19 protein-coding genes, 1 tRNA gene and 1 pseudogene are annotated in these 20311 nt (G+C 62.3%); 17 read left to right on the forward strand and 4 right to left on the reverse strand.

Features of this window, described 5'->3' with window-relative positions; translation table 11 throughout:
- From OIM99_RS11535 to OIM99_RS11545, 3 genes are read right to left on the reverse strand one after another with little or no spacing between them, the layout of a single operon-like run.
- The gene (locus OIM99_RS11535) at positions 1–237 is read right to left on the reverse strand and encodes a sulfurtransferase TusA family protein (protein ID WP_311850557.1); all 237 of its coding nucleotides are present in this window, start codon (positions 235–237) and stop codon (positions 1–3) included.
- A gap of 52 nt (positions 238–289) precedes the next feature.
- Positions 290–1384: a transglutaminase domain-containing protein gene (locus OIM99_RS11540; RefSeq protein ID WP_311850558.1), complete on the reverse strand. Its 1095-nt coding sequence runs from the start codon at positions 1382–1384 to the stop codon at positions 290–292.
- Positions 1365–1895 (reverse strand): TlpA disulfide reductase family protein, encoded by a 531-nt coding sequence (locus OIM99_RS11545; RefSeq protein ID WP_311850559.1) that lies wholly within the window; start codon positions 1893–1895, stop codon positions 1365–1367. Before OIM99_RS11545 ends, OIM99_RS11540 begins: the two co-directional genes overlap by 20 nt.
- A gap of 408 nt (positions 1896–2303) precedes the next feature.
- On the opposite strand from OIM99_RS11545, the gene fdnG reads away from it, so the two are divergent.
- The 15 genes and pseudogenes from fdnG (at position 2304) to OIM99_RS11620 (ending at position 16715) form a co-directional block, all read left to right on the forward strand.
- The gene (fdnG, locus tag OIM99_RS11550; protein WP_311850560.1) at positions 2304–5384 is read left to right on the forward strand and encodes a formate dehydrogenase-N subunit alpha; all 3081 of its coding nucleotides are present in this window, start codon (positions 2304–2306) and stop codon (positions 5382–5384) included.
- 11 nt (positions 5385–5395) lie between these two features.
- Entirely contained in the window at positions 5396–6331 is a 936-nt protein-coding gene (fdxH, locus tag OIM99_RS11555) for a formate dehydrogenase subunit beta (protein WP_311850561.1), read from the forward strand.
- Positions 6328–6993, forward strand: coding sequence for a formate dehydrogenase subunit gamma (locus OIM99_RS11560; RefSeq protein ID WP_311850562.1), 666 nt, complete (start codon positions 6328–6330; stop codon positions 6991–6993). Before fdxH ends, OIM99_RS11560 begins: the two co-directional genes overlap by 4 nt.
- Positions 6994–7069: 76 nt before the next feature.
- The gene (gene fdhE / locus OIM99_RS11565; RefSeq protein WP_311850563.1) at positions 7070–7987 is read left to right on the forward strand and encodes a formate dehydrogenase accessory protein FdhE; all 918 of its coding nucleotides are present in this window, start codon (positions 7070–7072) and stop codon (positions 7985–7987) included.
- A gap of 10 nt (positions 7988–7997) precedes the next feature.
- Complete coding sequence (gene selA, locus OIM99_RS11570; RefSeq protein WP_311850564.1) at positions 7998–9407, forward strand: L-seryl-tRNA(Sec) selenium transferase; 1410 nt, start codon at positions 7998–8000, stop codon at positions 9405–9407.
- Positions 9394–10203 (forward strand): tetratricopeptide repeat protein, encoded by an 810-nt coding sequence (locus tag OIM99_RS11575; protein WP_311850565.1) that lies wholly within the window; start codon positions 9394–9396, stop codon positions 10201–10203. Before selA ends, OIM99_RS11575 begins: the two co-directional genes overlap by 14 nt.
- Positions 10200–12032: pseudogene (gene selB / locus OIM99_RS11580) on the forward strand (selenocysteine-specific translation elongation factor); the annotation flags it as partial. The gene OIM99_RS11575 and the pseudogene selB, both read left to right, overlap by 4 nt.
- Before the next feature lie 111 nt (positions 12033–12143).
- Positions 12144–12239: transfer RNA gene (locus tag OIM99_RS11585), tRNA-Sec, on the forward strand.
- Positions 12240–12256: 17 nt separating this feature from the next.
- Positions 12257–12712 carry a hypothetical protein gene (locus OIM99_RS11590; RefSeq protein ID WP_311850566.1) on the forward strand — a complete coding sequence of 152 codons (456 nt, stop codon included), beginning with the start codon at positions 12257–12259 and terminating at the stop codon, positions 12710–12712.
- On the forward strand, positions 12699–13088 hold the full coding sequence (locus OIM99_RS11595) for a hypothetical protein (RefSeq protein WP_311850567.1): 390 nt from the start codon (positions 12699–12701) through the stop codon (positions 13086–13088). Before OIM99_RS11590 ends, OIM99_RS11595 begins: the two co-directional genes overlap by 14 nt.
- Positions 13089–13110: 22 nt before the next feature.
- On the forward strand, positions 13111–13488 hold the full coding sequence (locus OIM99_RS11600) for a DsrE/DsrF/DrsH-like family protein (protein WP_311850568.1): 378 nt from the start codon (positions 13111–13113) through the stop codon (positions 13486–13488).
- 8 nt (positions 13489–13496) lie between these two features.
- A complete protein-coding gene (locus OIM99_RS11605; protein ID WP_311850569.1) occupies positions 13497–13937 on the forward strand; it encodes a glycine cleavage system protein H in 441 nt (146 codons plus the stop codon).
- Positions 13938–14044: 107 nt separating this feature from the next.
- On the forward strand, positions 14045–14839 hold the full coding sequence (locus OIM99_RS11610; RefSeq protein ID WP_311850570.1) for a helix-turn-helix transcriptional regulator: 795 nt from the start codon (positions 14045–14047) through the stop codon (positions 14837–14839).
- Between the two features lie 110 nt (positions 14840–14949).
- Positions 14950–15723, forward strand: a complete 774-nt coding sequence (locus tag OIM99_RS11615) for an SDR family oxidoreductase (protein WP_311850571.1) — start codon at positions 14950–14952, stop codon at positions 15721–15723.
- 26 nt (positions 15724–15749) lie between these two features.
- A complete protein-coding gene (locus OIM99_RS11620; protein ID WP_311850572.1) occupies positions 15750–16715 on the forward strand; it encodes a tripartite tricarboxylate transporter substrate binding protein in 966 nt (321 codons plus the stop codon).
- Here OIM99_RS11620 and OIM99_RS11625 read toward each other — a convergent pair.
- A complete protein-coding gene (locus OIM99_RS11625; protein ID WP_311850573.1) occupies positions 16712–17617 on the reverse strand; it encodes a LysR family transcriptional regulator in 906 nt (301 codons plus the stop codon). The two genes, OIM99_RS11620 and OIM99_RS11625, sit on opposite strands and share 4 nt — an antisense overlap.
- A gap of 162 nt (positions 17618–17779) precedes the next feature.
- Between OIM99_RS11625 and OIM99_RS11630 the strand changes: the two genes are divergently transcribed.
- Complete coding sequence (locus OIM99_RS11630; protein WP_311850574.1) at positions 17780–18703, forward strand: tripartite tricarboxylate transporter substrate binding protein; 924 nt, start codon at positions 17780–17782, stop codon at positions 18701–18703.
- A 4-nt stretch (positions 18704–18707) separates the two neighbouring features.
- Entirely contained in the window at positions 18708–20285 is a 1578-nt protein-coding gene (locus tag OIM99_RS11635; protein ID WP_311850575.1) for a sulfatase-like hydrolase/transferase, read from the forward strand.
- Positions 20286–20311 lie beyond the last annotated feature (26 nt).

Genomic DNA, 20311 nt, shown 5'->3' on the forward strand with positions numbered 1-20311 from the left:
TCAACGCTGTTTGACGATGCGGAAAATATAAAGCCGTTCGTGCTGGCTTTGGTCCGACAGATGATGGCCGGTCTGATTGACGAAATGAGGAATGTCGATGACCGTCAGCGGATCGGTGCATTCGAGCACCAGGGCACCGCCGACAGGCACGTTGCGCAAGGCTTTCTTGGCGCGCAGCACCGGCTGCGGGCAACGCACGCCGCGCAGATCGAGTACCATGTCGCCTTGATCGTTCATCTGGATCACGAAAGCCGCACGGCGGGTATCAGGTGATACCCGCCGTCTCTTGTCAAACGCTCACTTCCCGCGCCGTGATCGAATAGCGGAACGTGTCGGGATCGAGGCAATCGAGCCGCCCCGCCACGGTTTCCGCCTGCGGATACATCAGGAATTCCACCGCCGGCCCCTGGGCGCCAGGCAAAGCGATGTCGTGTCCGAAGTTATAGGCGAGCCAATTGCCCTCCCAAGCGCCGAACAGGGTGGCACGCGCCGCGGCAACCTTGGGGTCGCTGAGCGGCAGATTGGCCGGCGGTTCTTCCAGGGCGACTTTGCGCACGTCGGCGGGATCGACCGGCACCCAGCCGAGGCTCTCGAGATAGACTTCGGCGCGGCAATGCTGAGACTTGGTGATATTGGCGGAGCCGGCGCCAAGGCTCTTGTAGCCAAACTGCGAAGGAGCCGCGCGAATGCCGTAGACATCCCGCGCCGGCAGGCCGGCGGCTCGGGCGAGGCCGACGTAGAGTGCATTGAGGTCGGCGCATTTGCCGGTGAGATTGCCGCTGGTCAACATGGCGGCGACATCGCCGATGCCGCAGCCGCGTGTCGAGGCATTGCGCGCGGTATTCTCGACCACCCATTCGAAAATGCGCCGAGCTTTGTCGATGTCGTTTGCCGCATTGCCGACGATCTTGTCGGACGTCTGCTTGACGATGCCGTCGGTCGGAATAAGGGCCGTTGGCCCGGTATAGAGCTTTCGATCGCTGTCGGAGAGGGCAGCCGCCTGGCCGGGCTTGCTCAGATCGATGGCGCGATCCTGCGTGGTGGCCGTGCTGACGATCTCGATGACGGGCGATTGGCCAGCGTCCCAGGTCACGTGAACGAAACCTGCCTTGTATTTCGCGTCGTGCTGCAAAGAGGCCGTGCCGTTGGTCGTCCATTTGCTGTCGCCGGATTTGAACCAGTCGGCCTCGTTGACGGACGGCACGGGAATCCAAGCCTGCACCTTGCCTTCCGGTTTGGCGATTTCGAGCTTGGTGACGATCTCGAATTTTCGCCACGTGCCGGGCTTGGGCGCGAAGCTCTGCGCGCGCGCAAAGCCTGGCATGGCGGCGACGGCCGTCAACGCGCCTCCGGCTTTCAAAAGATCACGGCGATGGTACTGCATGTTGCTCCCCTCCATTCGACAGTGAAGTCTCAAGTGCTGGGACATCGACCTCGTCCCATGGATAGTCGCTCTCGACGAACAAGCGCGGTTGCAGCCTGGCGTCGAGAATGTAGGTCGTCGGTAAAGCCGAAACGTTCCAGAAGCGGGCTACGCTGCGGTCGCGATCGAGCAGGACCGGGAAGTGCAGCGGCATCTTGTCGAGGAAGGTGCGGACGCGCGCTTCCGGTTCGGCGACGGAAATCGTCAGGACGCGGAGCGTGCCGGCGCGTTCGGCCAGCCGCTGCAGCGCGGGCAGTTCTACACGGCAGGGTTCGCACCATGTCGCGAAAAAGTGAACGATCACGGGGCGGCCATGCAGGTCGTTCAGGGCCGTCGCAACGCGATCGCTGTCTTCCAGCGTGAAGGCGGGCTTGAAATCCTGGGGGGCGGCGATGAGGCGAGGTGGGCTTTCACTTTGTGCGAAAGCGCTGACGCCAAGAACATTTAGCACCACTGCCGCAGCGATCGGCAAGGCCCGTTGCGTCCAAACTTGTGCGCCCCGAACCTCGGGAGCCGTTGCTTGCGCCACGGCAACAGTGTGCCGGGCAATGCGCGCGACGGTCAATGGAAATGTGAGGCCAACTGAGTCGTGTGCAGTGCGATAAAAAGGGATCGAGACGACCGCATGCCTGCAAGGACTTGCAGGCATGGTCGAGGTGTCGCTTAGCGGCCTGCAAACTCACCGTAAGTCTACGGTAAGAAAGACGATTCGAACGCTGCAAGTAGGACGAAAGTTTGTTTGTTCTCTTTCTAAGCTGTTTGACAGCTAAATGCTTCGCTCATAGGCTCGTTATCAGAACGAATTCAGTGGTCGCTGCCGAGGGGCCGCGCTGCTGGATTGGTGTCGTGTCCCCCCGGACACGCGAAGGAGGACCCCGCGATGAACATGGAGCTCTCGCGGCGCCGCTTTCTACAAGGCGCCGGTGCGGGTCTCGCAGGTACGACAATCGGCGCATTTGGATTTGGGGATGTTGAAGCTGCTTACGCGGCCGCTATTCGTCCCTTCAAGCTCGCCAACCTGACAGAGACGCGAAACACCTGTCCGTATTGCTCGGTGGCATGCGGCATCATCATGTATTCGAAGGGCGATTTGAAGAAAGGCGAAAAGGCCGACATCGTCCATATCGAAGGCGATGCCGACCATCCGACCAATCGTGGCACGCTCTGCCCGAAGGGTTCGGCGTTGCTCGATTTCGTCCATTCGGACACGCGCCTGAAATATCCGATGATCCGCAAGCCCGGTTCGGACAAGTTCGAGCGGGTGAGCTGGGATCAGGCGCTCGATCGCATCGCCCGTCTGTGGAAGGACGATCGCGATCAGAATTTCGTCGCCAAGAACAATGATGGCACGACTGTGAATCGGTGGGTCACCACCGGCTTCCTCGCGGCCTCGGCGACCACCAACGAAACGGCCTTCGCGACCTATAAGGTGGTGCGCAGCGCCGGGATGCTCGTATTCGACAATCAAGCGCGGGTCTGACACGGCCCCACGGTGTCCAGTTTGGGCCCAACGTTTGGTCGCGGTGCGATGACGAATTCGTGGACGGATATCCGCAACACGGATCTGGTTGTCATCATGGGTGGCAATGCCGCTGAGGCGCACCCGTGTGGTTTCAAATGGGTGACGGAAGCGAAGGCCAATCGCGGTGCGAAGCTCGTCGTCGTCGATCCGCGCTTCACGCGCTCGGCCTCGGTGGCGGATTACTATGCTCCGATCCGGCAGGGCACCGACATCGCCTTCCTGCTTGGCGTGATCAACTACTGCATGGCCAACGACAAGGTGCAGTGGGATTACGTCAAGGCCTTCACCAACGCGACCTATCTGGTCAAGGAGGGCTTCCAGTATCAGGACGGTCTGTTCACCGGCTATGACGAGGGACGGCGCGACTACAATCGCTCGACCTGGGATCTGGAAATCGGTCCGGACGGCTATGTGGTCGTCGACGACACGCTGCAGAACCCGCGTTGCGTCTGGAACATGTTGAAGGCGCATGTCGCCCAATACACGCCAGACCTGGTCTCGCGCATCTGCGGCACGCCAAAGGACAAGTTCGTCAAGGTCTGCGAGATGATCGCCGAGACGTCGGCGAAAAACAAAACCATGACGTCGATGTATGCGCTCGGTTGGACGCAACACTCCAAGGGATCGCAGAACATCCGCACCATGGCGATGTTGCAGCTCATTCTGGGCAATATCGGTGTGCGCGGCGGCGGCATGAATGCCTTGCGCGGTCATTCCAACATTCAAGGTCTGACCGACATCGGCCTCATGTCGAACCTCATCCCCGGCTATCTGACGATACCGACGGAGCGGGAGACGACGCTCGACACCTATATGTCGACGCGCGGCTTCAAACCGCAGCGGCCCAACCAGATGAGCTTCTGGCAGAACTACAAGAAGTTCTTCGTCAGTTTCCAGAAGTCCATGTGGGGACCGGCGGCCACCGCCGACAATAACTGGGCCTATGATTACCTGCCGAAGCTCGACGTGCCGGCCTATGACGTTCTGCGCGCCTTCGATCTGATGCATCAAGGCAAGATGAACGGCTACTTCTGCCAGGGCTTCAATCCGTTGCTCTCCTTCCCCAACCGGAAGAAGATCACGGCGGCGCTCTCCAAACTCAAGTTCCTGGTCACCATGGATCCGCTTGAGACGGAGACGGCGCGCTTCTGGGAGAACCATGGCGAGCACAACGACGTCGATCCGTCGAAGATCCAGACGGAAGTGATCCAGCTTCCCTCGACCTGCTTCGCCGAGGACGAGGGCGCGCTGGTCAATTCAGGTCGCTGGCTGCAATGGCACTGGGCGGGCGGCACCCCGCCGGGCGAAGCCAAGACCGACGCCTGGATCATGGCGCAGATCTTCCTGCGCGTGAAAGCGCTCTACCAGAAGGAGGGCGGCGCTTTCGCTGATCCGATCACCAATCTCTACTGGCCCTACAAGGACCCGAACGATCCTCTGCCCGAGGAACTCGCGAAGGAAATGAACGGCTATGTGGTGGAGACGGTGACCGACCCGAGCGACCCGACCAAGGTTCTGCTCGAGAAGGGCAAACAGGTGGCGGCCTTCGGCGTCCTGCGTGACGACGGCACCACCGCGTGCGGCAACTGGATCTATTCCGGTTCCTTCACCGAGGCGGGCAACAATATGGCCCGGCGCGACAACAAGGATCCGGACGAGACGGGCGCCTATTCCAACTGGGCGTTCTCCTGGCCGGCCAACCGGCGCATCCTCTACAACAGGGCCTCCGCCGACCTTGAAGGCAAGGCTTGGGATCCGACGCGTAAGCTCATCGAGTGGGATGGCACGAAATGGGCGGGCTATGACGTGCCCGACATCGCGGTGAACGCCAAGCCGAGCGAAGTCGGCCCGTTCATCATGAACCAGGAAGGCACGGCACGCCTGTTCGCTCGTGGACTGATGCGCGACGGACCGTTCCCGGTCCATTACGAGCCGTTCGAGTCACCGGTCCAAAACGTCGTAGCGCCGAAGGTGCGCGGCAATCCGGTGGCGCGCGTCTTCCGTGGCGACATGGAACAGTTTGGTGAATCGAAGGAGTTCCCCTATGCGGCGACCTCCTACCGTTTGACTGAGCACTTCCATTTCTGGACCAAACACGTGCGGCCCAATGCCGTCGTCCAGCCCGAATTCTTTGTCGAGATTTCGGAACAACTGGCGAAGGAAAAGGGCATCACCTCCGGTGGCTGGGTCCGCGTCTGGTCGAAACGCGGCTCGGTGAAGGCCAAGGCCGTGGTGACCAAGCGCATCACGCCGCTGACCTGTGACGGCAAGACCGTTCATGTCGTCGGTGTGCCGCTGCACTGGGGCTTCACCGGTGTCGCCAGGAAAGGCTTCGGGCCCAACAGCCTGACGCCCTATGTCGGCGACGCCAACATCGAAACGCCCGAATACAAGGCGTTTCTGGTCGATATCGAGCCCATCTCCGGGCCGGTGGCATAAGGGAGACGAAGATGTATCCTCCGCTTCCCAACCCCAAGACCACACCCTCGGCGCCCAAGCTGAGCGACAAAAATCTGGTCCGGCGGTCCGCTTCCAGCGTGCCGGCGGCCGAACCTCTCCAGGCGGTCGCGAAACTCATCGACACGTCGAAATGCATCGGCTGCAAAGCCTGTCAGACGGCGTGTCTCGAGTGGAACAATCTGCGCGAGGAAGTCGGCTTCAACACCGGCACCTACGACAATCCGCATGATCTGACCACGGCAACCTGGACCTTGATGCGTTTCACCGAATGGGTGAATCCGGAGACGCAGAACCTTGAATGGCTGATCCGCAAGGACGGGTGCATGCATTGCTCCGACCCCGGATGTCTCAAGGCCTGTCCGTCGCCGGGCGCCATCGTGCAATATTCCAACGGCATCGTCGATTTCGTGAAGGAAAATTGCATCGGCTGCGGCTATTGCGTGAAGGGCTGTCCTTTCAACATTCCGCGCATCTCCAAGACGGAAGGCAAGGCGTATAAATGTACGCTGTGCTCCGATCGTGTGGCCGTCGGGCAGGGGCCGGCTTGCGCCAAGGCCTGTCCGACCCAGGCGATCGTCTTCGGTCCCAAAGAGGACATGAAGAAACACGCCGAGGAGCGTATCAAGGATCTGCAATCGCGCGGCTTTAAAAACGCCGGGCTTTACGATCCGCCGGGTGTCGGCGGCACGCACGTCATGTACGTGCTGCATCACGCCGATCAGCCCCAGCTCTATGCGAACCTCCCGAAGGATCCGACGATCAGCCCGATCGTCGAAATCTGGAAGGGCATGACCAAATACGCGGGTCTGGCGGTGATGGGTGCCGTCGCCGCGGTCGGTTTGCTGCATCATATCGTGGCGGGCCCCAACCGGGTCTCTCCCGAAGATGAAGAAGCGGCGAAACGGTTGGCTGAGAGGGGACAATGAGCAATTCAGAAATCGCCCCCGGCGACGCAGTCCATCCTGGCAACCCCGTCACCGTCGACCGTTATACGGTCGGCGCGCGGATCAACCACTGGATCACGGCGGTCAGCCTCGTGCTGCTCGCTCTGTCCGGTCTGGCTCTCTTCCATCCAAGCCTGTTTTTCCTGACGGTCTTCTTCGGTGGTGGCGAATGGACCCGCACCATCCATCCTTGGATTGGCGTGGTTCTGTTCTTCAGCTTCCTCGGCCTGTTCTTCCGCTTCTGGAAGCTCAATCTGTGGAAGCGCGAGGATGGTACGTGGCTGGCGCGCGTGCGTGACGTGGTCGCTGGACATGAAGAAAAACTGCCGGAGGTTGGCAAATATAACGCCGGCCAAAAACTGGTGTTCTGGTCGATGTCGCTTCTGATCCTGGTGCTGATCACCAGCGGCATCGTGATCTGGGACCAATATTTCGGTCCTTATTTCACGATCACGCAGAAGCGCGTCGCCGTGCTGGTTCATGCCGTCACGGCGGTGGTCGCGATCAGTGTCTGGATCGTCCATGTCTATGCGGCGATCTGGGTGCGTGGCACCATCGGCGCCATGACCAGCGGCCAGGTGACCGGCGGTTGGGCTTGGCGGCACCATCGCAAATGGTTGCGCAATTTGGTGGCGAAACATTGAGGTAGACGCGCCGCCGGCTGTCCGGCCGGCGGGGCGCCACACTGCACGTGGCCCGGAGGGTTCGTGAGGTTGAGAGATGAGTAATGCCGGCGCGCCGCGCCATGATCCTGTTCCCATCGGGGCGGTTGCCAAGCCGCCCTTCGCCCGACTACCCGATCCGACCAGCCTGTTCGCAGTCCGCGCCGAACGTTTGCGCGCGCTGGCGCCGTCGCATCAGCTCGGGCCTTACCTGACTTTTCTGGCGAGCCTCGCCGATGCGCAGCATCGCATTCAGGACCGTCTGCCGGAGCCGGATGTGCCGCCGCTGGACGCGCGCGAACGCGCACGGCAGTTCGACATGCCGCCCCTTGATCGCGCCCGTTTCGTCACCGAACCGGCGCTCGAAACCACGCTCGATCGGTTGTTCGATCAGGCCGTCGCCATCGACATGCCAGAGGCGGCGCGCGGTGCGCTTGATGCCATCAGGCGTGCCAGCCCGTCGACGCGGGACGATATGGTTCGCGCCGTTCTGGCCAATGCCATTCCGATGGAGAGCCTGGCGAGCCATGTCTTTGTCGCGGCCGCCATGCAGGTGCATTTCGCCCGTGTCGCCGCACGGCTCGATGCGGAGCGGCTGGTGCCCGTAGGCGACGCTTTGTGCCCGGTCTGCGGCGGCCCGCCCGTTTCGTCCGTTGTCGTCGGCTGGCAGAGCGCGGCCAATACGCGCTTCTGTGTCTGCGCGCTCTGCGAAACTTGGTGGCACTATGTCCGCATTCGCTGCACCGTCTGCGGCACCACCAAGGGCATCGGTTACAAGGAGATCGACGGCGTACCGTCGAACGTCCAGGCCGAGACCTGCGAGGAATGCCACAGCTATGTGAAAATTCTGCACCAGCATAAGGAGCCTTCGCTCGAACCGGTCGCCGACGACGTCGCGACTCTTGGGCTCGATCTTTTGGTGCGCGAGGCCGGTTATCGACGCGGCGCCTTCAATCCCTATCTGCTTGGTTATTGAGGAGGGGGCGATGTCGCAGGCTGAAATCCACAATCCGCGCCGCCTCCCATCGGTTGATGAAGTCCTGAAAACCGAGGTTGCTTTAGCCGCGATCGCGCGCTTCGGCCGTCCGGCTGCGGTCGAGGCGGTGCGCGAAACGCTCGCCACATTGCGCGCAAGCAAGATGCCTGGCACCAGTGCCGAAGTTGCGGATATGGCCACGCAGCGGTTGGAAGCACAGGATCGTTCGAGTTTGCGCCCCGTGTTCAATCTCACGGGCACTGTTCTGCACACCAATCTCGGCCGCGCTCTGATCGCCGACGTTGCGATCGAGGCGGCGGTGCAGGCGATGCGCAACGCGGTCTCTCTCGAATTCGATATCGATGACGGCAAGCGCGGCGAGCGGGACGATCATGTACGCGCGCTGTTGTGCGAACTCACAGGCGCGGAAGATGCGACGGTCGTCAACAACAATGCTTCCGCCGTTCTGCTGGCCCTCAACACCCTTGGCCAGGGCCGCGACGCCATTGTCTCGCGCGGCGAGCTGATCGAGATCGGTGGTGCTTTCCGCATGCCCGATATCATGGCCCGCGCCGGTGCGCGCCTCGTGGAGATCGGCACCACGAACCGCACCCATCGCAAGGATTATGTCGGCGCCATCGGGTCTGACACAGGTCTGGTGCTGAAAGTCCACACGTCCAACTATCGCATCGAAGGTTTCACCGCCGAAGTCGAAGCGCGTGAACTGGTCGAGATCGCGCGCGAGCGCAAAGTGCCCGTCGTGCACGATCTTGGCTCCGGCACTCTGGTCGATTTGCGTCGTTTCGGCCTGAAACACGAGCCGACGGTGGCGGAAGCCGTGGCCGACGGTGCCGATCTCGTCACCTTTTCCGGCGATAAACTGCTTGGTGGTCCGCAGGCCGGCTTCATCGTCGGGCGCAAGGATCTGCTGGCGCAGGTGAACCGCAATCCGATGAAGCGCGCGCTGCGGGTCGACAAGGTCCGGCTGGCGATGCTGGAGGCGACCCTCAAACTCTATCGCGATCCTGATCGCCTGGCCGAGCGTCTGCCGACCATGCGCCTGCTGGCGCGATCCCGCGCCGATATCGAAGCGCAGGCGAAACGGCTCGTGCCCGTTCTGACCAAAAGCGTCGGGCAGGGTTTTGCCGTCGAAATCGCGGCCTGCGCGAGCCAGATCGGGTCCGGTGCTTTGCCGCTCGAAGCCATAGCCAGCGCTGGTCTCGCCCTGCGCCCGGTCGATGGCAGCGGCCGCGCGTTGAACCAGCTCTCGGCGGCTCTGCGCAGTCTGCCTGTTCCCGTGATCGGCCATATCGCCGACCAAAGTCTGGTGCTCGATCTGCGCTGCCTCGACGATGAAGCCGGCTTCATTGCCAATCTATCGAAACTCGATCTCAAGGGCGGAGCCGATGCAATGGCTTGAGCGCCTGTTCGGCAAGTCGAAGGCTGACGATGTGGATGTCGCCGCCACCATGGCGGCCGCCTATCAGGCGTCGAGCCAGGGCGATTATGCCAGGGCACTCGACCTTTGGGGGCCGTTGGCCCATGCCGGGGTGGCGCGCGCTCAGAACAATATCGGCGCCTGTTTTGCAGAAGGGCTTGGCGTCGAGCGTGATGACGCTCTGGCGTTGAAATGGCTGACGCTCTCCGCCGATGCGGGCGATCCGGTCGGGCGCCGTAATTTGGCGGCGCTCTATTTCAAGGGACAGGATTCCCTTGGACAAGGCATCGAAGCCGATTTCGATCGTGCCGCCGAACTCTATCGGTTGGCCGCGGAGGCGGGCGATGGGCCGGCGCAGGACATGCTGAGCTGGATGCTGCTCGAAGGCGAGACCATCGCGCTCGATCCTGTCGAGGCGCGACGCTGGGCCTTGGCGGCGGCGGAGCAGGGTGTCGCTGCGTCGATGACACGGCTAGGCATGATCTATCACAATGCGCTGGGCGTGGAGCGTGATCCGGAGGAAGCCGCCGCTTGGTGGCGCAAGGCCGCGGCTGCCGGCGATGCCGACGGTCAGGCCATGCTGGGCGCGGCGCATCATCTGGGCGCAGGCGTGCCGCGCGATCCGGTCCAGGCGCTCGCCTTGCTGTTGCGCGCCAAGGCTAATGGCAGCGCGCTCGCCGATCCGTTCCTGCCGGCCGCCCGACAATTTCTGAACAGCACCGAGATTGCCGAAGCCGAGCAACGCGCCAACAGGCCGGATGTGGAGGCCGTCGCATGATCGTCGGCACCGCCGGTCATATCGATCACGGCAAGACTTCGCTGGTTCAGGCGTTGACTGGCGTCGACACCGACCGCCTGAAGGAAGAAAAGAAACGCGGCATTTCCATCGATCTGGGCTTCGCCTATCTGCCGGCGCCCGATGGCTCCATCGTCGGTTTCATCGATGTGCCGGGCCATGAGGCCTTCGTCCGCAACATGTTGGCCGGCGCCACCGGCATCGATCTCGCCTTGCTGGTCGTGGCCGCCGACGATGGCGTGATGCCGCAGACACGCGAACATCTGATGATCGTCGATCTGCTGGGCATCCGCCATGGCATCGTCGCTCTGACCAAGGCCGACCTGCTGGCGCCCGAAGACCGCGGCCGGGTGATCGCCGAAATCCACCAGGCTTTAAGCGGAACCGGCTTGGTGCAAGCCGAGATCATGCCCGTCTCTGTAGTCAGTGGCGAGGGCGTCGACGAGCTGCGCGCGCGCCTGTTCGATTGGCAGAAGCGGCTGAAACGGCGGGCCGACGAGGGCCGCTTTCGGCTCGCCGTCGATCGCTGTTTCGTGTTGCAGGGTGCTGGCACGGTGGTGACGGGTACGGTTCTCTCCGGTCAGGTGGCGGTCGGCGATCACGTCACGATCAGCCCTTCCGGCCTTTCAGCGCGCGTACGTTCCATTCACGCGCAGAACCAGCCGCGCGAGCGCGGGCTCGCCGGCGAGCGGTGCGCGCTCAATCTAGCGGGCGAGGGCATAGCCAAGGACGCCATTCGGCGCGGCGATGTGGTGCTTGATCCACATCTGCATGCGCCGACCGATCGCATTGATGCCAAGGTCCGGCTGCTCGCCGGTGAAAGCAAGCCTTTGGCGCAGTGGATGCCGGTGCGTCTGCATCATGCCGCCGCCGAAGTGGGCGCCCGCATCGTTCTGCTCGACGACGAGCCGGTGCAGCCCGGCGCCGAGGCCTTCGTGCAATTGGTTCTGGAACATCCGATCGCCGCGGCTGTCGGCGATCGGTTCGTCCTGCGCGATACGACCGGCCAGCGCACCATCGGCGGCGGCGCGTTCCTCGATCTGCGTGCTCCGGCGCGCAAGCGCCGCACGCCGGAGCGCCTGGGACAACTCGAGGCTATGGCGCTCGGCGAGCCCGCAGGCGTATTGGCGGCTTTGTTGGCGCGCGCTCCTTTCTCCATTGACCTGACCGTCTTCGGCCGCGATCACGCGCTCAATGCCACGGCCATGGAGGCGCTGATTGACCGGCAAGGCGTGCTGCGCATTCGCACGCAGACAGCCGAACTTGGCCTGTCGCCCGCGACCTGGCTGAAGCTCAAGCGCGATTTGTTGGCGACGCTCGAAACCTTTCATGCCGACAATCCCGATCTGCCGGGTATAGGCCTTGAGCGGCTACGGCTGCAACTTTTGCCGCGCCTGCCGGCACCATCTTTTCTGTCCTTTCTGCAAGGATTGGCGAAAAGTGGCGAGGTTGGCCTGCAGGGCGCCTGGGTGCGCCTGCCAGGGCATGAGGTTCGCCTGACTTCGGTGGACGAGCAGGTGTGGAACAAAGTGCGGCCGATGATCGCCGATACAGAGCGCTTTCGCCCACCACGCGTCCGCGACATCGCCGGCGTCATGGGCATGCACGAAAATGAAATCCGCCGCTTGTTCAAATTGCTCGGCCGCATGGGTCAGGTCGATGAAGTGGCGCATGATCATTTCTTTCTGCGCGACACCGTCGCCGAAATGGTCGACATCGCCGCCGACGTGGCGAGCCAGGTGCCGAAAGGTGAGTTCAGCGCCGCGCAATTGCGTGACCGGCTTGATAACGGCCGCAAGGTGGCAATTCAGATTCTCGAATTTTTCGATCGCCATGGCGTGACATTGCGGCGTGGCGATCTACGCCGTATGAACCGTCATCGGGTCGACCTGTTTCGTTCATCGAACGACAGGCCAACAGATGGAAGAGAAGCGTTCCCGGTGGGGCGTCCGGACTTCAAATCCGGGAGGGGCCGCGAGACGGTCCTTGGTGGGTTCGACTCCCTCTCTCTTCCGCCATCATCCAGGAGTGCGCTGTGACCATCGCAACGCCGTCCTTTCTCGATCATCTCCAGCAAGCCACCCACCGCAGCGACGAGGCCGAAGCAGCCTTGCGCCAGGAAATGTCGGCACGCTTGAGGAAAATCGAGGAAGACCGCAAATTCGCCTATCGTCGTTTCAACTTCATGCGTGCTGTGGCCGAGGGCATGCAAAGCGCCGATGGCGAGGAAATCGCCGTGGCCCGTGCCGTCGGCGTTCTGCGCACCAAGCTCGGCTGGTCAAGCGACAGCGAGGTTCGACAGACGATTTGCGAGAGTTTCGCACCCGTCGCGCAAGCCATTTTCGCCTGCCGCGATCCGGCGGGCGAGCCGGAAGCGGACGTGATCGCCGCCCTCGATCGGTTCGAAAGCTGGTATCATGACAAGCATGGCTCGGCTTTCTGGATCCTGTTCGAGCACTACATTCCGGAGACACCCGTTGTCGACTTCTGATGCCCCCGCCAGCGATTTTGAATCTTGGATCGTGCGCGAATTCGCGGCGACCGGCGAATTCACCGCGCTGGTCATTCTCGTCGATACGGGCACGGCGAAAGTGACACCGCTCTGCTCGACCTATTTCAACGTCATCGGTGATGAGATCACATGGGGTGAGATCGTCGTGATGTTCGCCGGTTCTGGCGCCGATTGGGATGGCGCGGCTTTCTTTCCCACCACCGCCAGCCAAGGCGGCCCGCTGGACAATCCAACCGCGCGTGTCCGGCTGCGCGAACTCGAAGCGCGTGTCGATGATGATCGATTGGTGCTGAACGAAGGCCACTTCTTCGACAAATGGGGCCGACGCATGCGCATCGATGAGGTGACGCAATGAAACCGCAGAGACACGCATCGCCATGAGCACGCGGCTGCTCGTCGTTTTGCTCAACACCGATCCGCGCAACGCCGAGGAATTGGGCGCGCCTTTCTATCATGCGGCGGTCGCGGCAGCGATGGACTATCAGGTCGATATCGTCTGCACGGCGGCCGCAGGCAAGCTGATGATCAAAGGCGTCGCCGAGAAGATACACATCAAGCCCGGCCATCCCAAGACCGTCTATGACTGGATCAAGGAGGCGCACGACCACGGTGCCAAGCTTTGGGCCTGTCCAGCCAATCTCGATCTCTTCGACATCGAGGAGAGCGACCTCATTCCTGAATGCAGTGGCTTAATGGGGGCGGCTGCCATGATTCAGGATGTGATGGACGGCTCCTGCCGCGTTCTCACCTACTGAGGCGGGCGATGGTCACCATCCAGGATTGCGATTTTCCCGAACATCTCCATTACGACGTCGAAAACCAGATCTGGTATGAGCCGCTGGCCGACGGCACCGTGCGCACGGGCTTCACCCGCTGGGCCGCCAATCTCATGGGTGACGTGCTGGTGTTCACGCCCAAGCGCATTGGCCGCGATTTCGAGAGAGACAAGTCTTTCGCCGTGGTCGAGGGCGGCAAATGGGTCGGCTCGGCCCGGGCCGCTTTCGCGGGGGTCGTCGTCGCCCACAACGAACGTCTGGAGAAAAAGCCAGAACTCCTCAATCAGGACGCCTATGGCGAGGGCTGGATGCTGATCGTGCGGCCCGCCCCCGGGGACTGGCAGGCCGGGCTCGTCACGGGAGCGGCCATCGCCCCCATATTCGAGGCCTGGTTCGATACCGGGGCCTATAAGGACCGCACGGCATAGAGCCTTGAGCCCAATTGGCGTAGAGTTGATCGTCGACCGGCCGCCTGTGCCTGGACAGGCGGGGGCGTTTGGCTTCTGGGTGGGGAAAGACCCGAGGGAGGAATGTGATGCGGGTGCATGACCTTGGACAATCTGGCGCCGGCCGCCACGGTCTGCGGGCCATGGCCGCCTTGGTCGCCCAAATTGGCCAGCCGGACTTTGGCGGCACCTTGTTCAGCCTGTCCCATGACCTGCTGGCGGTTGATCATGTGACGGCCTTCTGCGCCGCGCCGGAGGGGATCATCCGCACCGTGGTCGCCGAGAACAAAGGGCCGCGCCCGGTCGCGCGCGCGGTGGCCGAGCGCTATGTGCGGACCCATTGGATGAGCGATCCGGTGATGCGGTTGCTGGCCGAAGCGCCGCCGGAGCGGCGAGCCGTGTCGGCGAACCTCATCGTCGACATCAATGCGACGGATGTCGATGATCGCGCCTATCGCAACGAATGCTATGGCGCCGTCAATCTCAATCATCGCCTGTCGATCGTCGAAGTCCGCGACGACCATGTGATGCGGTTGAATTTCTATCGTCGGTGCGGCCACGATTTCCGCGATGAGGACATCGATTGCCTGGCGGAGATGGCCGAATTGCTGTTGGCGCTGGTCTGGCGGCACGATTGCGAGAGCCGCCCCAAGCCCGTCCATGATCTCGAATGGCAGTTCAGCGAACGGCTGGCGGCCGTGGCACCCGCCTTGACCGCGCGCGAGCGACAGGTTTGCGCCCTGGTCGCCCTTGGCCTGACGTCGGAAGGCATCAGCCTGCGTCTCAACATCGGCCTCAACACGGTTCTCACCTACCGCAAACGCGCCTATGCCCGCTTGGGGATCAGCTCGCAGAATGAGCTGATGCGGCGCCTCATGTCATAAGGCTCTGTCACCAGATCGTGTGACAGAGGCAAGGAGCCGATACTGTTACCTTCCGCGCCTTCGCAGCGGGATCGGAAAACGGCCCGTCGGGCAAGTGGAAGGAATTGGTAGTGACAGAGAGTCGTCCAGCGGGGCGGGGAGAATATGATCTTCGCGGCCGTATCGCGGTGGTGACCGGGGGCAGCAATGGCATTGGTGCCGCGACGGTTCGCCGTCTGGCTCGTGCCGGTGCCACCGTCGTCGTTGGCTATAATTCCGGCCGCGAACGCGCCGAGGAGATCATCGCCGGCCTTGGTGGCGGTCAACACATCGCGCTTCGTATTCCCATGGAGGACAGCGCTGCCATCGCGGCAGCCGCGGCGATGGTGCAGCAGACTTTCGGCAAGGTGCATGTGCTGGTGAATTCCGCTGGTGTCACCCGCGCGGTGCCGCATGCCGATCTCGACGGGCTCGACGACGCGACGTTCGATCGCATCCTGATGACCAATGTGCGTGGACCGTTCGCCACCATCCGGGCGTTCGCGCCGCTGCTACGCGCCAGTGGCGACGGCATCGTCATCAACATTTCGTCGATATCCGGCTTCACCGGCCTCGGCAGTTCGATCGCCTATTGCGCCTCGAAGGCGGCACTCGACACGATGGGCGTGTCCTTGGCGCGTGTTCTGGCGCCGGAAGTACGGGTGATCACGATCTCGCCGGCGGCGGTCGCCACCGATTTCGTGCCAGGGCGTGGGCGCGAAGGCGTCGAGAAGCAGGCGGCTTCGACGCCGCTCAAACTCGTCGCCGAACCGGACGATGTCGCTTTGGCGATCATATCGGCCGTGACTCATCTGCGCCTGACCACCGGCAGTTCGATCGTCGTCGACAGCGGCCGGCATCTTTGAATCTGGAAATCTGGAGGGAGTTTTCCATGCCTACGCGCCGTTCCGTCGTCGCGGGTCTTCTCGCGTCCGCCGCAGGCAGCCAGTCGCTTTTGGCGCAAGACTGGCCGCGCAAGCCGATCGTGCTGGTGCATGGATTTGGCGCCGGTGGCAATGCGGATTCCATCGCCCGCGTGATGGCGGGCGAGCTGTCTACCGCGCTCGGCCAGCAGGTGGTCGTCGAAGCCAAACCCGGCGCTGGCGGCAATATCGCCTCGGAAAATGTCGCGCGTTCCGAGCCGGACGGCTATCGCATCATCATGTTGACTGGCGGCCATGCGGTCTCGGCCGCGCTCTATAAAAGCCTGCGTTTCAACCCGGTTGACGATTTTGCCTTCGTCTCGCTCGTCGCGACCTTTCCTTTCGTCATCGCCACCCACTTACAGAGCCCGATCAAATCCATCGGCGATCTGATCGCGGCGGCGAAGAAGGAGCCGGGCAAGTTCACCTTCTCGTCGGTCGGTGTCGGCTCGACGCAGCACCTCACGGGTGAATTGTTCGCCGAATTGGCCGGCATCAAACTCACCCATGTGCCGTATCGCGGCGGCATGGAACCGCTATCCGATTTGATGGGTGGGCGCATCGATCTGATGGTGGATAGCATTACGGTCACGGGCGAAGCCATCCGCTCAGGAACCATCCGTGGATTGGGTGTCACCAGCCGCGAGCCCTGGCCGGGATTGACGCAGGTCACGCCGATCGCCGCGACGCTACCCGGATTTGAAGTGCGTTCCTGGAACGGTATCGCGGCACCCGCCGGCACGCCGCCCGATGTGATGGCGCGCCTTAATGGCGCGATCGCGAAAGCGCTGCAGGTGCCAAAGGTTCGTGAGCAATTGGGCTTCCTCGGCGTTCAGCCGGAAGCCACGCCGCCGGAGGCCATGCGCAGCTTCATCGCGTCGGAAATCACGCGCTGGAAGGGCATCGTCGACAAAGCGGGCATCCAGCGAATCTAACGCTTCTTCTTGCCTCTTGCTTCAACGATCGCGTTGATGAACACGCGCACCAAGGGTTGCAGCGCCGATTTGCGGCTGATCGCGCCAAGCGGCCGTCGCAGGCGATCCGAATGGATGGGCAAGCGCGCCAATCCGGATATGGCGTTTGAGGAAATCGTCAGAGCGGAGAGGGGAGTCAGGAAATCGGTCATTCTGGCGATTTCGATGGAGGCTTCCGTCGAAAGCGTTTCCAGCGCGACGCGCACCTGTTCCACGCCCATTTCCTCCAGCGCGCTGTCGGTCTGAAAGCGGAAGAGATTGCCGCGCGGCGGCATGATCCAGCGCATCTTGTTCAGCTCGGCCGCGCCGATCGTTTTGCGCCGAAGCAGGGGATGACCGGCGCGACAGAAGAAGCCGATTTCATCGTCGAACAGCGTTTCGTAAATCAGGTCGTCGCTGCGCTCGAACAGGCCGATCGGGCCGACGATCAGATCGATGTCGCCTTTGCGTAGCGTATCGTTCAACTCGCCAACGAGACCCATCGACAGTGCGATAGAGACGCTTTCATGGGTTGTCAGAAAGTCGCGGATGATGGGGGCGAGGAAGACGCCCGCGACGAGGGGTGTCGCGCCGATGCGCAGGCGTCCGGCCTGGCCACGGCTGAAACTTTGCGAAATGTCGCGTGCCCGCAAGGTGGCGGAGCGGATCGATTGACCGATCGCCGCCAGTTCCAGCCCGACTGTGGTGGGAACGGCCCGGCGGGTCGTGCGGTCGAACAAAGCGCTGCCAACCCGCTTCTCCAGGATTTGAATCGTGCGCGTCAGCGCCGGCTGCGTGACGCCCAGCGCATCGGCCGCCGCCTGGAACGTGCCCAGTTCCACGATGGTCGCCAATTGAACCAGATGGCGCGGATCGAGAATCATCACTTTTCCTGATGATTGATTCTAATCATCTGATTTTTTCGACCCCCAGTCGGTCTGTAAAGATGCTGTTCGAAGAGGAACATATTGGCAGGGGGTATTATGCGGCCGTGCTTTCATGCCTTCGTCTTAACCGTCGCTCTGTCCTTGGGAGCCACGGCGTCCGTGTCAGCCGCACAAGCGCTGGATTATCCCACGCGGCCGATACGATTGATCGTGCCCTATGTCGCCGGCGGCCCCCTCGATGTCCTCGGCCGTCTGCTTGCCAATGGCATGAGCGGCGATTTGAACGGAACGGTGGTCGTCGAAAATATCGCGGGCGCGGGCGGGCGCGTCGGCTCGGCGGCGGTCGCTAAGGCTGAGCCTGATGGTTACACGATCGGTCTCGGTGTCGTCGCTTCCCTCGCAATCGGGCCGCAGCTCGTCCACACGGCGCCCTACGATCCGATTAAGTCCTTCACCCACATTGGCCTGGTGACCTCGGGCACGCTGACGGTCACCGTCAATAAATCCGTGCCTGCCCAAACGTTAGGCGAATTCGTCGCGCTGGCGAAAGCGCGGCCGGACGAAATTTCCTATGGCTCCGTCGGTGTCGGATCGCTGCCGCATATGGCGGCCGAATTGTTTCAACGGGCGACAGGCACCAAGCTGCGCCACGTGCCGTATCGCGGCGGCGCGGCCTCGATGGTGGACCTGCTTGCGGGCCGCATCGACGCCACCTTTGAAATGCCCAATGTGACGGCGGTCTATCATCGGGAAGGCAGCCTGCGCGTTCTCGCCACCATGGATAAGGTGCGCAGCCCCGCGCTTCCCGATGTGCCGACGACGGCGGAAGCCGGTTTCAAAGGCCTCGAAATGGACTTCTGGGCCGGCGTCATCGCGCCCGCGAACATGTCGCCCGAGATCGCGCGCAGGCTCGCGACATCGATCCAGCATGTCATCGATCAGCCGGGCTTCGGCGACAGTCTGACCGCGCAGGGGCTGCGTGTGCATTTCCTGCCCTCGAGCGAGTTTGTCCAACTGATCCGCGATGAAACAGCGCGCTGGGGCGAGGTGATCGCTGGCGCGGGCATCAAGCTATCGGAGTAAAATGATGGGAGCGAAGCGTCGGCCGAATTTCCTGCTGATCATGACCGATCAGCACCGGGCCGATCATCTGGGCTGTTACGGCAATCCCATTGTCCGCACGCCGGCCATTGATGGTCTGAGCCAGCAAGGCCTCAGGTTTGACAATTTCTTCGTCGCCAATCCGATCTGCATGCCGAACCGGGCGTCGATCATGACGGGTCGCATGCCGTCGCTCACCGGCGTGCGCCACAACGGCATCGCTTTATCGCGCAACCATGCCAATTTCGTCGAACTGCTACGCGACAGCGGCTATGCCACCGCATTGATCGGCAAGTCGCATCTGCAATCGTTCACCGGCGAGCCGGCCGTCAATCGCTTCAAGGCCGAACCCGGTCTGGTAACGCCGCCGGAGGCGTTGCGGGATGCGCACAAGGATCATCGCACCGGTGCGGCCTATGAATATGAAAACATCATGCATTGGCCGGCCAGCGCGCAATCGCGGCACAGGGAAGACAGTTTCTACGGCTTCGACCATTTCGAACTCGTCGCCGACCACGGCGACCGCGCCTGCGGCGACTATCGCCTCTGGGCGCTGGCGCGCGAGCCGAACTTCGACAAATTGGTCGGGCCCGACAACGCTCTGCCGGATCAACGCATCAACGCGCCGCAGGCCTGGCGCACCGCCGTGCCCGAGGACCTTTATTCGACCCGCTTCATCGAGGAACGCACAATCGCGGCCTTGGAGCAGTGTGCGCGCGAGCCGTCGAAACCTTTCTTCATCCAGATGTCGTTTCCCGATCCACATCACCCGTTCACGCCACCTGGCAAATATTGGGATATGTACGATCCCGCCGACATTCCTGTGCCGGCATCTTTCGACAATGGCGATTTGCCGCCGATCGTGCGGATGCGCGAAGCTTTGGCGAAAGGCAGCGATCCACGCAACAGGCAAAGCCCATTCGCGGTGACGGCCAGCGAAACCCGCGATATCATCGCCCTGACCTATGGTTCGATCTCGATGATCGACGATGCCATCGCCCGGGTGCGCGCCAAGCTCGCCGAGCTGGCCTTGGATCAGGACACGATCGTCATTTTTACGTCCGACCACGGCGACTTCATGGGCGACCACGGCATCATGCTGAAACTGCTGCTGCACTATCGTGGCTTGATCCGCGTGCCTTTCATCTGGAACGAACCAGGCTGCAAGGCCGACGTACGGCCCGATCTGGCCCAGTCGATCGATATCGCGCCGACCATTCTGCGGCGCGCGGGCATCCAACCCTATAACGGCATCCAGGGGCGCAACCTCCTTCAGGATGAGGAGCCGAACTCTCTGGTGATCGAAGAGGATAGCCAACGGCCGATGACGGGCTTTGACAAGCCGCAGCGCGTACGCACTCTGGTGACGAGAAAATGGCGGATGAGCGTGCGCGATGGCGAGGATTGGGGCGAGCTTTACGATCTTGAGAACGATCCGCAGGAGATCGTCAATCTTTGGAACAGTCCGACGATTTTGCCGCGCAAGGCCGAACTTTTCGAGGAATTGGCGCGACGCCTGATCCAATTGCAGGACCGTTCGCCATTGCCGGCCTATCTCGCCTGAAAATTGGGTTTCCGACCATTCATGCG

The organism is Methylocella sp. CPCC 101449 (assembly GCF_031921685.1).
Taxonomy (GTDB): Bacteria; Pseudomonadota; Alphaproteobacteria; order Rhizobiales; family Beijerinckiaceae; genus Terripilifer.

Excerpts from the sequence above, each read along its gene's own strand:
- OIM99_RS11575 (WP_311850565.1), top strand. The coding sequence starts at position 9,394 with ATGCAATGGCTTGAGCGCCTGTTCGGCAAGTCGAAGGCTGACGATGTG.
- OIM99_RS11600 (WP_311850568.1), top strand. The coding sequence starts at position 13,111 with ATGAGCACGCGGCTGCTCGTCGTTTTGCTCAACACCGATCCGCGCAAC.
- fdxH (WP_311850561.1), top strand. The coding sequence starts at position 5,396 with ATGTATCCTCCGCTTCCCAACCCCAAGACCACACCCTCGGCGCCCAAG.
- OIM99_RS11535 (WP_311850557.1), bottom strand. The coding sequence starts at position 237 with ATGAACGATCAAGGCGACATGGTACTCGATCTGCGCGGCGTGCGTTGC.
- OIM99_RS11620 (WP_311850572.1), top strand. The coding sequence starts at position 15,750 with ATGCCTACGCGCCGTTCCGTCGTCGCGGGTCTTCTCGCGTCCGCCGCA.
- selA (WP_311850564.1), top strand. The coding sequence starts at position 7,998 with ATGTCGCAGGCTGAAATCCACAATCCGCGCCGCCTCCCATCGGTTGAT.
- OIM99_RS11540 (WP_311850558.1), bottom strand. The coding sequence starts at position 1,384 with ATGCAGTACCATCGCCGTGATCTTTTGAAAGCCGGAGGCGCGTTGACG.
- OIM99_RS11625 (WP_311850573.1), bottom strand. The coding sequence starts at position 17,617 with ATGATTCTCGATCCGCGCCATCTGGTTCAATTGGCGACCATCGTGGAA.
- fdhE (WP_311850563.1), top strand. The coding sequence starts at position 7,070 with ATGAGTAATGCCGGCGCGCCGCGCCATGATCCTGTTCCCATCGGGGCG.
- OIM99_RS11605 (WP_311850569.1), top strand. The coding sequence starts at position 13,497 with ATGGTCACCATCCAGGATTGCGATTTTCCCGAACATCTCCATTACGAC.
- OIM99_RS11560 (WP_311850562.1), top strand. The coding sequence starts at position 6,328 with ATGAGCAATTCAGAAATCGCCCCCGGCGACGCAGTCCATCCTGGCAAC.
- OIM99_RS11610 (WP_311850570.1), top strand. The coding sequence starts at position 14,045 with ATGCGGGTGCATGACCTTGGACAATCTGGCGCCGGCCGCCACGGTCTG.
- OIM99_RS11635 (WP_311850575.1), top strand. The coding sequence starts at position 18,708 with ATGGGAGCGAAGCGTCGGCCGAATTTCCTGCTGATCATGACCGATCAG.